The 13,096-nt window shown below is 66.0% G+C and carries 13 protein-coding genes; 3 read left to right on the forward strand and 10 right to left on the reverse strand.

Going from position 1 to position 13,096, the window contains the following annotated elements; all coding sequences use genetic code 11:
- The 6 genes from fabI to YH64_RS11525 all read right to left on the reverse strand — a co-directional run bounded on the left by fabI (window position 1) and on the right by YH64_RS11525 (window position 7,122).
- The gene (fabI, locus tag YH64_RS11495) at window positions 1-801 is read right to left on the reverse strand and encodes an enoyl-ACP reductase FabI (protein WP_046804489.1); all 801 of its coding nucleotides are present in this window, start codon (window positions 799-801) and stop codon (window positions 1-3) included.
- Between the two features lie 26 nt (window positions 802-827).
- Window positions 828-2,021 carry an acetate/propionate family kinase gene (locus YH64_RS11500; protein ID WP_046804371.1) on the reverse strand — a complete coding sequence of 398 codons (1,194 nt, stop codon included), beginning with the start codon at window positions 2,019-2,021 and terminating at the stop codon, window positions 828-830.
- Between the two features lie 105 nt (window positions 2,022-2,126).
- Window positions 2,127-3,071, reverse strand: coding sequence for a phosphate acetyltransferase (locus YH64_RS11510; RefSeq protein ID WP_046804372.1), 945 nt, complete (start codon window positions 3,069-3,071; stop codon window positions 2,127-2,129).
- On the reverse strand, window positions 3,068-5,719 hold the full coding sequence (locus YH64_RS11515; RefSeq protein WP_143215338.1) for a DUF3141 domain-containing protein: 2,652 nt from the start codon (window positions 5,717-5,719) through the stop codon (window positions 3,068-3,070). Before YH64_RS11515 ends, YH64_RS11510 begins: the two co-directional genes overlap by 4 nt.
- A gap of 261 nt (window positions 5,720-5,980) precedes the next feature.
- Complete coding sequence (gene yfcF / locus YH64_RS11520) at window positions 5,981-6,616, reverse strand: glutathione transferase (protein ID WP_082134442.1); 636 nt, start codon at window positions 6,614-6,616, stop codon at window positions 5,981-5,983.
- Window positions 6,617-6,792: 176 nt separating this feature from the next.
- Window positions 6,793-7,122, reverse strand: a complete 330-nt coding sequence (locus tag YH64_RS11525) for a DHCW motif cupin fold protein (protein ID WP_046804375.1) — start codon at window positions 7,120-7,122, stop codon at window positions 6,793-6,795.
- Window positions 7,123-7,345: 223 nt separating this feature from the next.
- Between YH64_RS11525 and YH64_RS11530 the strand changes: the two genes are divergently transcribed.
- The 3 genes from YH64_RS11530 (at window position 7,346) to YH64_RS11540 (ending at window position 9,289) form a co-directional block, all read left to right on the forward strand.
- Window positions 7,346-8,287 (forward strand): DnaJ C-terminal domain-containing protein, encoded by a 942-nt coding sequence (locus YH64_RS11530; RefSeq protein WP_046804376.1) that lies wholly within the window; start codon window positions 7,346-7,348, stop codon window positions 8,285-8,287.
- Window positions 8,288-8,289: 2 nt separating this feature from the next.
- On the forward strand, window positions 8,290-8,604 hold the full coding sequence (locus YH64_RS11535; protein WP_046804377.1) for a chaperone modulator CbpM: 315 nt from the start codon (window positions 8,290-8,292) through the stop codon (window positions 8,602-8,604).
- A 70-nt stretch (window positions 8,605-8,674) separates the two neighbouring features.
- Entirely contained in the window at window positions 8,675-9,289 is a 615-nt protein-coding gene (locus YH64_RS11540; protein ID WP_046804378.1) for a glutathione S-transferase family protein, read from the forward strand.
- A 4-nt stretch (window positions 9,290-9,293) separates the two neighbouring features.
- On the opposite strand, the gene YH64_RS11545 is transcribed toward YH64_RS11540, so the two are convergent.
- From YH64_RS11545 to YH64_RS11555, 4 genes are all read right to left on the reverse strand, one after another.
- Window positions 9,294-9,950 (reverse strand): DsbA family protein, encoded by a 657-nt coding sequence (locus tag YH64_RS11545; RefSeq protein ID WP_046804379.1) that lies wholly within the window; start codon window positions 9,948-9,950, stop codon window positions 9,294-9,296.
- Window positions 9,951-10,089: 139 nt separating this feature from the next.
- Window positions 10,090-11,565, reverse strand: coding sequence for an inorganic phosphate transporter (locus YH64_RS11550; RefSeq protein ID WP_046804380.1), 1,476 nt, complete (start codon window positions 11,563-11,565; stop codon window positions 10,090-10,092).
- A gap of 107 nt (window positions 11,566-11,672) precedes the next feature.
- On the reverse strand, window positions 11,673-11,798 hold the full coding sequence (locus YH64_RS30515) for a hypothetical protein (protein ID WP_255221300.1): 126 nt from the start codon (window positions 11,796-11,798) through the stop codon (window positions 11,673-11,675).
- Window positions 11,799-11,850: 52 nt separating this feature from the next.
- Window positions 11,851-12,975 (reverse strand): D-alanyl-lipoteichoic acid biosynthesis protein DltD, encoded by a 1,125-nt coding sequence (locus YH64_RS11555; protein ID WP_052945998.1) that lies wholly within the window; start codon window positions 12,973-12,975, stop codon window positions 11,851-11,853.
- Window positions 12,976-13,096 lie beyond the last annotated feature (121 nt).

Here is a 13,096-nt window from a genome sequence, read left to right on the forward strand (position 1 = left end):
CTAATCGATGATGTGATAACCGCCGTCGATATACAGCGTCTGGCCCGTCATCAGGCGCGCGGCGTCGGTGGCCAGCCAGGCGGTGGCTTCGCCCACGTCGTCGATGGACACCAGGCTGCGCGCGGGCGCCTTGGATTGGGCGCGGTCCAGCAGGGCATCGAATTCGGCAATGCCCGATGCGGCGCGCGTTTTCAATGGCCCGGGCGAAATCGCGTGCACCCGGATGCCCTGCGGCCCAAGCTCGGCAGCCAGGTAGCGCGTGGCGGATTCCAGCGCGGCCTTGACCGGACCCATCATGTTGTAGTGCTCGACGACCATCTGCGAGCCGTAGTAGCTCATGCAGAACAGCGCGCCGCCTTTTTTCATCAACGGTTCGGCCAGTTTCGCCATGCGGATGAAAGACCAGCACGACACGTCCATGGCTTGCAGGAAGCCTTCGCGCGAGCAGTCGGTAACGCGGCCGTGCAGGTCGGCGCGCGGGGCGAACGCAATGGAATGCAGCACGAAATCCAGCTGTCCCCATTCGGCCGTGATGCGGTCGAACACGGCTTCGAGTTCGCCGTCGTTCAGCAGGTTAAGCGGCATCAGCAAGGGCGCATCCACCTGGCGCGCAAGGGGCTCGACGTGGGGCAGCGCCTTGTCATTCAGATAGGTCACGGCCAGTTCGGCGCCCATGGCGCGAAACGCCTTGGCGCAGCCCCAGGCAATGGAATCGGCGTTGGCGATGCCGGTGACCAGGCCGCGCTTGCCGGCCAGCGGCAGCGCCGCGCTAGAGGAGGGGGCGGGGGCGGGGGAGTTCATCGTCGGCTTGCTCATTGTTGGCTTGCTCATCGTTGGCGCACCAAAGCCAGCGCGTGCTGCGCGATGATCAGCTCTTCGTTTGTGCGCACCACGTAGACGCCGATGCGGCTGTCGTCGCTGGAAATGCGCGGGCCTTGATGGGCGTTGCGCTCGGGGTCCAGCTTGATGCCCAGCCAGCCCCAGTGGTCCACGATCATCTGCCGGATCTGAGGCGAGTTCTCGCCCACGCCGGCGGTAAAGACGATGCCGTCGATGCCGTTCATGGCGCAGCCCATGCCGATGATGCCTTCGGCCACGCGCCACGCGAAATACTTCAGCGCCAGCTGGGCCGACGGCGCGTCGCTGGCCAGCAGTTCGCGCATGTCGTTGCTGATGCCGGACAGGCCCTTCATGCCGCAGTCGTGATACAGCAGGTGTTCGATCTGGTCGTGGTCCATGCCGCGTTCCATCATCCACAGCACCACGCCCGCATCCAGCCGGCCCGGGCGCGTGCCCATGGGCAGGCCTTCCAACGCCGTGAAGCCCATCGTGCTGTCCACGCTTTTGCCTTCATGCATTGCGCAGGCGGACACGCCGGAACCCAGGTGCGCGGCAATGATCTTGCCCATGGCCAGTTCGGGCAGTGCCTGCTTCAAGCGCTGCGCGATGTATTCATAGGACAGGCCGTGAAAGCCATAACGGCGCACGCCTTCCTGGTACAGCGATTCGGGCAGCGCGTAGCGGTCGGCCACGTCGGAATGGCTGCGATGAAACGCGGTATCGAAGCACGCCACTTGCGGTATCCACGGCCGACGCTCGCGGATGACGCGGATGGGCGCCAGGTTGTTGGGCTGATGCAGCGGAGCCAGCGGCGTGAACGTGTCCAGCTTGGCCAGCACACCGTCGTCGATCAGCACGGGTTCGGACAGATCAGGCCCGCCATGCACCACCCGATGGCCCACCGCCAGCGGCGTGCCGCCCAGATGGCCGCTAAGCCACGTGCCCACGACTTCCTGCGCGTTGGGCACGTCGGGCGCATGGCCGGGCGCGATGTCGCGTTCCACCAGTGTCTGGCCCCCCGCGTCACGCACGCGCAGCTTGGGGTGCGACGTGCCGATGCCCTCAAGCTGCCCGCCCAGGCGCGGCGCAAGTTGCTCGTTGCCGTCGACGTCGTACAGGTAGAACTTGATGCTGGAACTGCCGGCATTGATGACGAGGATGGTGTCGCGGGTGTCACTCATGGCTCTGGGTTCCGGTGGTGGTAGGGGAGCGGCGAGAGGTGCGGCAATAGGGGCGGCAACAGGGGCGGCAACAGGGGCGGCAATACTTGCGGCAATAGGCGCGCGTCAGATCAGCGGGCGGGCTGCCAGCTGGCTCAGGTGGTGCGCGTAGATGGCCGCCACCGCGCACGAGGCCAGCCGCGAACGCGGGCTGTCGGCGCGGCTGGTCAGGATGATGGGCACGCGTGCGCCCAGCACGATGCCCGCCGCTTCGGCGTTGGCCAGGAACGTCAGGTTCTTGGCCAGCATGTTGCCCGCTTCAAGATCGGGCACGACCAATACCTGCGCCACGCCCGCCACGGGCGACCGAATGCCTTTGATGCGCGCCGCCTCGGGGCTGATGGCGTTGTCCAGCGCCAGGGGGCCGTCCAGCAGGCCGCCCGCGATCTGCCCCCGATCGGCCATCTTGCACAAGGCCGCCGCTTCGATGGTGCTGGGAATATTGGGCGTGACCTGTTCCACCGCCGACAGTATCGCCACGCGGGGCTCGCCCAGCCCCAGCCCGTGATGCAGGTCGATCACGTTGCGGATGATGTCGGCCTTGGTTTCCAGGTCCGGAAAAATGTTGATGGCCGCGTCCGTGATGAACAGCGGGCCGGCATAGGTGGGCACCTCCATGATGAACACATGGCTGATGCGCCGGCCGCTGCGCAGCCCCGTTGTGCGCGCGACGACTTCGTGCATGAGTTCGTCGGTGTGCAGGCTGCCCTTCATCAGCAGCGTGGCCTCGCCGTTGCGCACCAGCGCCACGGCGGTTTCGGCGGCAGCGTGGCTGTGCGGCGCATCCACGATACGGGCATCGCCCAGGTTCAGCTTGAACTGCGCGGCGGTATCGCGGATCTTCTGTTCCGGCCCCACCAGGATGGGGTGCAGCAAGCCCAGATCACGCGCCTCCAGGGCGGCCGACAAAGACGGTTCGTCGCAAGGGTGGGCGATGGCGCAAAAGGCGGGCTCCAGCGTCTGGGCGCGCGCGATCAGCTTGTCGTAATGCGTCGAGGTGGGCAGTGTCATGCGCGCTTGGCCTTGGCGGGTTGACCGGCGCCGGCGTGGCCGGCGGACTTGGACGCGGACTTGGACGCGGACTTGGCGGCGGGCTTTGCCGCGCGCTTGGCCGCGGTCTTTGCGGCGGGTTTGGCCCCGGCCGTGTCAGCCGGCTTCCCGGCTGTCTTGCCGGTGCTGTTCGCGGCAGGCTTGGCATCGGACCTTGCGGCGGCCTGGGTTGCGGACTTTGCGGCAGACTTTGCAGCGGACTTTGAAGCCGACTTTGCAGCCGACTTTGCGGCGGGCTTTCCAGCGGACTTCGGTGCCGACTTCGGTGCCGACTTCGCCACCGAGTCTTCCGCCGATTTGGCGGCTGCCGGGTGCGGCTTGGCGGTTTTGGCCGGTACCTGGGCGGCTGCGTCGATCAAGCTCAACGAAGGCGCGGTCGGCGACGGGGCCAACGTCAGCTGCGCGGGCGCGTGGGTCTGCTCGCGCTTCTGTGCGCGGCGTTCGGCGGCTTCGAAGATGCGCTCCATTTCCGTCAGGCTTTCGCGCGCGGCCGGGCTCAGCGGTTCGGCCGCTTCCAGCACGTGCTTCATGGTGTTCAGCGCGTCGCGAATCGCGGCCGGCGATGACTTGTCCAGCAGGCGCGGCATCGCCTGAATGGCCGCATCGGAATCCAGCGTCAGGATCAGGGCCTGGTCGCGTATGGTGTCCTTGAACTCCTGTAGCGTCATGGCGTTGTCGGACTCGGCGCGCACTTTGCGGATCAGTGCGAAGCTGCGTTCGTCCAGACCGCCTTCCGCGCCGGACACGTACAGCAGCATGCGGATCGCGGCCACGCGCAGGCCGCCTTCCTGGAGCAGCGAACGCAGGTCCGCCGTGCGTTCTTCCATGAAGCGGCGATGCTCGGGCGACACGCCCGGGTGCTTGCGCGGGGGGCCGGACCGTGCGCCCAGCCCGGCCAGGTCCTGCACCAGCGGCGATCCGTACACGCCCATGAAGGTGCGTTCGTCCGCCGAGTCGCGCATTTCCTGCCAGATGTTCAGGCTGGTTTCGACCCAGTTCGAGAACATTTCCTGCGCCATCAGGAACGGGTTCGACTCGGACACCGGCTGGCGGTGCGCGCGAACCTGTTCCGCCACCTTCGCAATGGGCGCGATGGCCGGGTTGCGGTCCGAAATCAGCTCGTAGGGCAGGCGCAGCGGATGCAGGCGTTGCGCCCATTCCGCCGACTGCGGCGTGACCATGGCGCGCAGCCACGGTTGCACGAAGCTGCGGTACATGCCCAGGTTGATGTCCGAAATGCGGGCCACGGCGGCAAAGCGCCGATCGTCCTCTTCCTTGCGGTCGACAATGGTGCGCACATCATCCAGCGTGCGCTGCTCGAACGACAGCACGTAGTTGCCGAATGCCAGGTCGGCGTTGGGCGTGTCGGGCGTCTTGTCGGCGATTTCGGCCTCGTAGATGCCCGGCGGCAGGACGTCAATCATGTCGATGTTCGACGTGAACTCCTGGTGTTCCTTGCGGGCCACGCTGCCCGACACGAAGATGCCCAGGTGGCCGATGCTTTCGTGCACGGCATAGACGATGGTCTGGCCATGAGCCAGCACTTCGGCTTCGTTCTGGTACAGGTCGGGGATCCAGCCCAGTGCTTGCGGCGGGGGCGTGATGTTGTCGCCCTTCGAGCAGAACACCACGATGGGCGAACGGATATTGCGCAGGTCGATGCGGATGCCGTCCGAGGTGACCAGGCCGGCCGTGGCCAGGCGGTTGCCCACGAACAGGTTGTCCACGATGTACTGGATTTCGGGGCCGTTCAAGAAGACGTGGCCGCCCCACCATTTTTCAAAGCTCAGGTAGCGCTGGGCCTCGGTGTCCACCTTGGAATACAGGTTGTACTGCTTGGACCAGAGCGTATTGGCGGGATTCAGGTTTTCGAAGTTCTGCACCAGCCAGGCGCCGTCGAACTTGCCGTTACCCAGGTCGCTGGTCATTGCCGTCAGCCAGCTGCCCCCGAGCAAGCCGCCGGAATAGCGCATGGGATTCATCCCGCGCCAGCCCGCCCAGTACGACAGCGGGGCGCCGGCCACGATGATCGGGCCGAACAGTTCGGGGCGTATGGCGGCGGTCATCATGATCTGCCAGCCGGCCTGGCAGTTGGCCACCACCACGGGCTTGCCTTCCGCATCGGGATGCAGCGCGATGATTTCTTCCAGGAAGCGCGCTTCGGCCATCATCACGTCTTCGACGGTCTGCTCCGGCATGGGCTGGGGCAGGAAGGTGGCGAAGTAGCAGGGGTGGCCGGCACGAATGGCTACGCCGATTTCGCTTTCGGGCTTGAAGCCGCCGATGCCCGGGCCGTGCCCGGCGCGCGGGTCAACCACCAGGAAAGGGCGCTTGATCGGGTCGGTTTCCACGCCTTCGGGCGGCTTGATGCGCAGCAGCCCGTAGTTGACGGGGCGGGGCAGCTCGCGGCCGTCCAGCACAAACTCGGACTCCATGCTCAGCACGTTGGGCGCGCGCTTGGCCATGTGGTCGTGGTACTGGTTGCCGCGCTGGCGCAGCACGTCGGCGTAGAGCACGCCGCGTTGCCAGGCATCCAGGGCGTATTCGTAGGCGGCCGTCCAGGGGTTCATGGGCGGGGCGGGGACGCGATCGTTGCCGGAATCGGCCATGGCGATCTCCTGTAAGTTGCTTCCGGCGGCGACGTGCCGCCGGGCCGGCCCCGAGTGGAACCGGCCAAGTTGACCTCCCCATTACACCGCAACGAATGCTGCGCCGCAACATAAGTCGGAGGGGGGCCTGCAAAAAAGCGTTAAGCGTCCCTGCTTTTCAGATGTGTCCGACAACGCTGCCGGACCCCGGTGGGCGGCAGCGTCGCTTGCAAGACGGTCGTGCAGTGGCTGCTGCCACGGCGCCGTGGCGTGAACAGGCGCTTAGTCGCGCGCGGCGGCGTTGTGCTCCAGCCATTTCTGGACAGACGGGCGTTGCCACTGCGCGTCGACGTAGGCGCGCAACGGGTCGGGCAAATCATCCAGCGCCAGGCGCTTGAGCATCACGGCCAGGTCCAGGTCAGCAATACACCAATCGTCGAACAGCGTGGTCTGGCCCACGCCGATCAGATAGCTGGCCACCTGTGTCAGCTTGGCCGAGGCAGCATGCGCGGCGTCCGATAAGGGCTGCCCCGGGGTGCCGTAGAACACGGTTTCGGTGGGGCGCTCCTGGCGCAAGGGGGCCAGGTCGCTGCGCAGCCACGCCTGCAACTGGCGGGCGCGGGCGCGTTCGCGCACCCCCGACGGATACAGCGCGGCGTGCTTGGGCGCGGGAAAAACCTCTTCCAGGTATTCGGCGATGACGCTGGATTCCGTCAGGTTGAAATCGTCATGCGTCAGCGCGGGGACCCGGGCAGTCAGCGCCCGACATTGGTAGGGCTGCATCCGTTGCTCACCGGCGTTCAGGTCGATGGGGCGCACTTCGAAAGGCAATTGCTTTTCGGTCAGCGCCACGTACACCGACATGGCGTAGGGGCTAAGGAACTGGGAATCAACGTAAAGCGTAATCGGGGCGCCCAAATCTAGTCTCCGGTCAGGCGAGGGGTCTGGCAGGTGGCAATGCATCGACACGCGGCGGTGTGCCGCATGATTTTCAAAGCGTAACGCAACTGCAATTTTGCGTGTCGCGTGGCCGCGTCAGTGCGTCCCCGTGGCATTGCATCGTTGCGCTCGCTGCGCTCGTTGCGCTGGCGGGATCAATCCACGATGAAGAGCTTGGCGCCCGTGGTGGTGGACGAACGGTGCGGCTCGGCCTGGTCGGCCACCTGGTAGCTCATGCCGGGGGTCAGCACGAACTGGCGGCCGTCTTCCAGTTCAGTGTGCAGCTCGCCTTCCAGACAGAAGAGGATGTGTCCCTTGGTGCACCAGTGGTCGGCCAGGTAGCCCGCCGTGTATTCGACCATGCGCACGCGCACATCGCCAAACTGGCGGGTGCGCCAATAGGCCATGCCCGTGTCGCCAGCGTGTTCGGTGCGTTCGACTTCGGACCAATCCGTGGTGCCGAAGGGGATGTTGCTCATCTTCATCGTGGATCCTGCGTGGGGGTAGGGCGGTGGCGGGGCCACCGGTAAAACGCCGGTAACAGCACCGGTAAAAACAGATACTACGCCACTCGGGTGACAGGCCGCATCCGCGACTTGGTCTGATATTGCGCATTGATAAATCGGTCCGCAACCCCTATCTTCTTGATATCCCAGGCCGGATACGGCACAGCCCGCGGCGGCCGAAACCCTTAAGGTGAGCTGGCATATGGAGTTCAAGGACTACTACAGCATTCTCGGGGTGGAGCGCGGCGCGTCGGAAGACGAGATCCGGCGCGCATACCGCAAACTCGCCCGCAAATACCATCCCGACGTCAGCAAGGAAAGCGACGCCGAGACCCGCATGCGCGACGTCAACGAAGCCTATGACGTCTTGCGCGACCAGGAAAAGCGGCTGGCCTATGACAACCTGGCCGCCGGCGTGTCGCCCGACGGCGGCTTTCAGCCCCCGCCCGGATGGGACGAAGGTTTCGAATTCCACCGAGGCGCGGCGCCCGGCGACGAGGCGCAGTTCAGCGACTTTTTTTCGTCGTTGTTCGGCGGCCGCGGGCAACGCGGCGGCGCGCGCCAGCAGGAGTTTCGTGCGCGCGGGGACGACCATCACGCCGCCATCGAAGTGGACCTGGAAGACGCGCTCAAGGGCGCCACGCGCGACATCAGCCTGCGGTCCATGGAAATGGACGAGCAGGGACGCCCGCACATGAAAACGCGCACCCTGAGCGTGCGCATCCCCCCGGGCGTACGCGAAGGCCAGTACATCCGGCTGTCGGGGCAAGGCATGCCCGGCTACGGCGGCGGCGAAAACGGCGACCTGTATCTGGAGGTGCGCTTCAAGCCGAATTCGCGCTACCGGGCCGATGGCCGTGATCTTTACATGACCCTGCCGGTGGCGCCCTGGGAAGCCGCGCTGGGCGCGAAAGTGAACGCGCCCACGCCCGGCGGCACGGTCGAAGTCTCGGTTCCGGCGGGGTCAGGCAACGGCCGCAAGCTGCGCCTGCGCGGCCGCGGCATTCCCGGTGATCCCCCGGGCGACCTGTATCTGGTGCTGGACCTGGTGTTGCCGCCCGCCGATAGCGAGGCGGCCAAGGCGGCCTACCGCAAGCTGCAACAGGATGCGCCGTTCAACCCGCGACGCCACATGGGGGTTTGACCATGAACAAAGTTGTCATCACCAGCGCCACCGTCGTGGGCAAATCCCAGCCGCTCAGCGCCCATGACCTGGCGCGCGCCTGCAACGCGGAAGTGGAATGGGTAGCCCAATTGGTCGAGGTCGGCATCGTCAACGCCGACGGCCGCCAACCCGAGCAATGGTGCTTCTACAGCATGGACTTGCAGCGTGCGCTGCATGCTCGCAAGCTGGAGCACGATTTCGGCGCCAGCCTGGATGCCGTGGCGCTGATCCTGGACCTGAGCCAGGAAGTGCGGCGGCTGAAAGCGCAATTGCGGGCCTTGGGCGCGGCGGAATAATCCGCAATCTGGCGTCTTTCGCCCGTGCGCAAGCCCAGGCAAAATGGTCGGTGTCCAAAGGAGGCCGACCATGCTTACGCTCTACCATGCGCCGCGTTCGCGCTCGTTCCGGGTTCTGTGGCTGCTTGAAGAACTGGGTGTGCCGTACGACACCGAAATGGTGTCCATCCGGGGCACCGACAGCGCCGGGCACATGCCCGCCGATTACATCGACATTCATCCGCACCGCAAGGTGCCGGCCCTGGTGCACGACGGTGTGCCCATCTTTGAAACCCCTGCCATCGCGCTGTACCTGACGGATCTGTTCCCCGAGAAAGGCTTGGGTCCGCGCATCGGCGACCCCAATCGTGGCCCGTATCTGACCTGGTTGGCGTATTCCACCGGGGTGTTCGAGCCGGCCATGGTCGAACGCGCCTTCAAGCAGCCGCATCATGCCGGCGCACCGGGGTGGGGGTCGGCCGACGAAGTCGAACAGGTCCTGACCCGCGTGCTGCAAGCCCGGCCCTTTTTCCTGGGCGACGCGTTTTCAGCCGTGGACATCGTGCTGGGCGGTTCGCTGCAATACATGATGCAGGTGAACGTGATTGCCGAATCGGACGTGTTCAACGGCTACATCGAACGCCTGGCCGCGCGCCCGGCCATGCACCGGGCCCTGCAACGCGACGGCGACATCGAAGAGTCCTGACCGCCTAAGCCGCCGCTTGGATCCGTTGCCGCAGGTCGGCCTGCCATTGGCCTGGGCGGCCCAGGTAGCGAGCCGGTTCCAGCAGCGTGTAAACGCCGCCGAGCTCCAGCGCAAACGTGGGGAAACCGCTGCCGCCTACCCGGGCTAGCAACTGCCGGCTGGCCGCGATGTGCGCTGCCGTGTCGGCGCCTTGCGCCGCGCCATAGGCGGCGTCGAACGCTGCGCCGTCCAGTCCGATGTCGCGCGCCAGGACGCCCAGCACGGCCGGGTCCGCAATGCGGCGGCCCTCTATGTAGTGGGCGTGCTGCAAGCGCTTGAGCAGGTCCAGCCCGCGCCCGTCAAGCTGCTCGGCGGCGAGGATGGCGGTGGTGGGGGGCTCGGAGTCAAACACCGCGCCGCTGTCGCGCAGCAGGCCGTCGAAATAGTCCTTGCCGAAGACCTGGCCGGTCAGGCCGGCGATGCGTTCGTCGTGCGGCATGACATAGCGGCGTAGGGCGTCGGTGACGGGCTGGCGGTTGCCGCCGGTCATCATGCCGCCGCCGTGCGGCGCCACGTGCAGGCCGGCGATATCGCAGGCGGCGTCCACCAGCGGCGCGGCGCCGTAGCACCAGCCGCAAAGCGGGTCGAAGATGTAATGCAGGGTGGGGGTCGGGGTAGCCATGGCGTGATGGTAGACGCGGGCTGCGGGCGGAAAAAGCCTGACGTGATCGCCAGAGTGTTGCATCGGCCGTGCAGATTGCCCGCACGGCCGGCAAAGACGTCAGCCGGTCAACCGGTCAGCCGGTCAGCCGGTCAGCCGGTCAGCCGGTGAACTGCACGCCGATCCAGAACAGCGCGGCCGCCAATGCCATCGAGGCGGGCAGCGTCAACACCCAGGCCAGCAGGATGTTGCGCACCGTATTGCCTTGCAGGCCGCTCTTGTTGGCGATCATGGTGCCGGCCACGCCCGAGGACAGCACGTGGGTGGTCGATACCGGCAGGCTGAACACGTTGGCCAGCCCGATGGCCGCCACGGCCGTCACTTGCGCCGACATGCCTTGCGCGTAGGTCATGCCCTGCTTGCCGATCTTTTCGCCCACCGTCAGCACTACGCGGCGCCATCCCACCATGGTGCCGGCGCCCAGCGCCAGGGCCACTGCCACGATCACCCAGAAGGGGGCGTATTCGGTGGTGGCGGTCAGGTCGGCGCGCAGGCGTTGCAGGTCGGCGCGTTCGCGGGCGGGCAGCCCTTCGATGCGCGCCACCTTCTTGGCGGTGTCGTCCAGGCACAGCAGGTAGCGGCGCACGTCAATGCGCTTGTCGGCCGACAGGTCGGCGTAGTTGGCGACACCGGCCAGGTCCGTGTGCAGCGCGGCGATGGTGGGCACGGTCAATTCGGGGTCGCAGCGAAAGTTGCGCGGCAGGTCGGACGCGGCCGGCGCCCGCTTCAGCGCCAGGAAGTCACCCAACATGGCTTCGTTGCGTTGGTAGAACACGTTCAGGTGGTTCGCGGCGTCGCGGGTGCGTTCGATCTGGTAGGTGGTGCTGGTCGTATCCAGCACGAAGTTGGCCGGCACGATGCCGATCAGCACCAGCATGATCAGTCCGATGCCCTTCTGCCCGTCGTTGGACCCGTGCACAAAGCTCACGCCCATGGCCGACAGCACCAGCACCAGCCGGTTCCAGAACGGCGGGTGCTTCTTGTTGTCGATGGCGCGGCGCTGTTCGGGCGTCTTGTGCATCTTGGAGGTGGGCAGCCAGCGCTTGAGCAGCAACAGCAAGCCGCCCGCGACGATGAAGCCGGCTATTGGCGAGGCCACCAGCGACATGCCGATGTCCACGGCCTTGCCCCAGTTGACCCCCTCGCCCAGCGGCAGGTCGGTGATCAGTGCATTGGCCAGGCCCACGCCAAGAATCGAGCCGATCAGCGTGTGCGAACTGGACGCGGGGATACCGAAGTACCAAGTGCCCAGGTTCCAGGCGATGGCGGCGGCCAGCATGGCGAACACCATGGCCAGCCCGCGGCCGGTGTCCACGTTGATCAGCAATTCCACCGGCAGCAGGTGCACGATGGCGTAGGCAACGCCCACCCCGCCCAGCAACACGCCAAGGAAATTGAAGATCCCGGACAGCACGACCGCAAGATGCGGCGGCATGGCCTTGGTGTAGATGACCGTGGCCACGGCGTTCGCCGTGTCGTGGAAACCATTGATGAATTCGAAGGCCAGGACGAATGTCAGGGCCAGCACAAGACTGAGGCCGACCCAGAGATCAAGGCCGTGGAAGAGGTCGAACATGGAGGCGGGGGGCGAGGTTCCGGCGTGAGGAGCCGATTATTGCAGATTTGTGACCTGGCCCTGGTTGCGTCGGAAAACCAATTTTCCCCGCCCTGGGGGGCGCGCCGTCAGAATTTCGAATACTGGAACTCGATCTCCATCGGCTTGCCCAGATTGGCGGAGGTGTCCGCCTGGATCAGCAGCACGGCGAACACGCCGAGGTAAAGCAGGCACAGCCACAGCGTTCTTTTCATCGCGGCATCCCTCCACCGGGAAAGGTCTGGCCAGGGGCGGGGCGGGCAGGGGTCATGGCCGGAACACCTGGGCAATCTTCTGGTTCACCCGCAGCCAGCCGAGCTCGCCCAGATGCTGCACGTCGCGCAGCATGCCCACTTCAAAGGGGGCGTCGTACATATCCATGCACGTCATCGCATAGCGCCGGCACAGGGCGCCCACTTCCTCTTGCACGGGCTGGAAACGGTTAAGGTCCTTGAAGACCATCGGGTGCAGCGGCTGCATGACAAACAGCGCATTCACGCCATGCTGGTGCAGCAGCGCCATCAGGGCGGTCAGTTCGCGCAGTTCGTCGCGGCCTGTCAGGGGTTGCGGCAGGTACGCGGTTTTGCCGCCCTCGGGAAGGGTCCGCAGGTATTTGTTGAAGAAGTCGTCCCGCACCGCGTAGCGGTTGCCGGTCATCAAGTCCTGCTCGGCGCGTTGCGCCTCTTCGGCCAGTGCGTCCCAATCCACCACGCGGGCAGCAGCAGCGGGGCCCTCGCGTTCCCGCTCGGGGGCGGGGGCGGCATGGGCCGGTGTCCACAGGTCGACCAGCCGTTGCCTGAAAACATAGGCCTGCTCGGTCATCATCGACCAAGCCACGCCCGCATCACCTTTGTCGCGCAGCCAGCGTGCCAGTTCGGCGCGGCCTTCGGGTTGCTTGAGCAGCCGGGGCAGCAGCGGGTTGGCGTGTTCCTTGAATTCGTCAGCGCCCAGCCCGCCATCGCCGTCGAACCATCCGGGCGACAACATCACCACCACGCGCGAGGTGGGCGACAGGTCATCGGCCAATGCAGCCAGCACCAGCTGCATCCCCAGGGACTGGAAGCCCGAATGGCCGTAGGCCAGCACCGGCATCTGTAACTCGTCGGCCAGATAGCGGTAGGGGACAAAGCGCAGGTCGTTGCTGGTCAGCTCGGAAGACCCCAGGATCACCACCCGGTCGCCGGTGCGCAGTGCCTGGCTCAGGCGCGACAGGTTGCGCGTCTGTTCTTGCAGCGTATTGCCCAGGTTGGGAATGTAGATGCCCGGGGCGGCGGCGGGCACGGGTTCCGTTTTCAATGCCAGCGTATGCCAGGCGAGCCATCCCGCGGCGACCGCGGCCGTCAGGGCCAGCGCGGCGGCCAGCGCGTGCTGCCGTAAAGTGCGTTTGAACATGGAGACAACAGGCGCGACGGGCCAGCCAGGGAAGTATTTTGTTAGCGGATGTTATCCAGGCCCTATGACGCAAACAAGCGCGCGAAACCGGGGCCACGGACGATTCGCTTTTTTGCCACAC

Source organism: Achromobacter sp. LC458 (assembly GCF_001005835.2).
In the GTDB taxonomy this organism is placed as follows: domain Bacteria; phylum Pseudomonadota; class Gammaproteobacteria; order Burkholderiales; family Burkholderiaceae_B; genus Achromobacter; species Achromobacter spanius_B.

What these genes read in the sequence shown, in the direction of transcription:
- YH64_RS11550 (WP_046804380.1), bottom strand. Translation starts at nt 11,565, where the DNA reads ATGTTCGACCTCTTCCACGGCCTTGATCTCTGGGTCGGCCTCAGTCTT.
- fabI (WP_046804489.1), bottom strand. Translation starts at nt 801, where the DNA reads ATGAACTCCCCCGCCCCCGCCCCCTCCTCTAGCGCGGCGCTGCCGCTG.
- YH64_RS11530 (WP_046804376.1), top strand. Translation starts at nt 7,346, where the DNA reads ATGGAGTTCAAGGACTACTACAGCATTCTCGGGGTGGAGCGCGGCGCG.
- YH64_RS30515 (WP_255221300.1), bottom strand. Translation starts at nt 11,798, where the DNA reads ATGAAAAGAACGCTGTGGCTGTGCCTGCTTTACCTCGGCGTGTTCGCC.
- YH64_RS11510 (WP_046804372.1), bottom strand. Translation starts at nt 3,071, where the DNA reads ATGACACTGCCCACCTCGACGCATTACGACAAGCTGATCGCGCGCGCC.
- YH64_RS11515 (WP_143215338.1), bottom strand. Translation starts at nt 5,719, where the DNA reads ATGGCCGATTCCGGCAACGATCGCGTCCCCGCCCCGCCCATGAACCCC.
- YH64_RS11525 (WP_046804375.1), bottom strand. Translation starts at nt 7,122, where the DNA reads ATGAAGATGAGCAACATCCCCTTCGGCACCACGGATTGGTCCGAAGTC.
- YH64_RS11535 (WP_046804377.1), top strand. Translation starts at nt 8,290, where the DNA reads ATGAACAAAGTTGTCATCACCAGCGCCACCGTCGTGGGCAAATCCCAG.
- YH64_RS11545 (WP_046804379.1), bottom strand. Translation starts at nt 9,950, where the DNA reads ATGGCTACCCCGACCCCCACCCTGCATTACATCTTCGACCCGCTTTGC.
- YH64_RS11555 (WP_052945998.1), bottom strand. Translation starts at nt 12,975, where the DNA reads ATGTTCAAACGCACTTTACGGCAGCACGCGCTGGCCGCCGCGCTGGCC.
- YH64_RS11500 (WP_046804371.1), bottom strand. Translation starts at nt 2,021, where the DNA reads ATGAGTGACACCCGCGACACCATCCTCGTCATCAATGCCGGCAGTTCC.
- YH64_RS11540 (WP_046804378.1), top strand. Translation starts at nt 8,675, where the DNA reads ATGCTTACGCTCTACCATGCGCCGCGTTCGCGCTCGTTCCGGGTTCTG.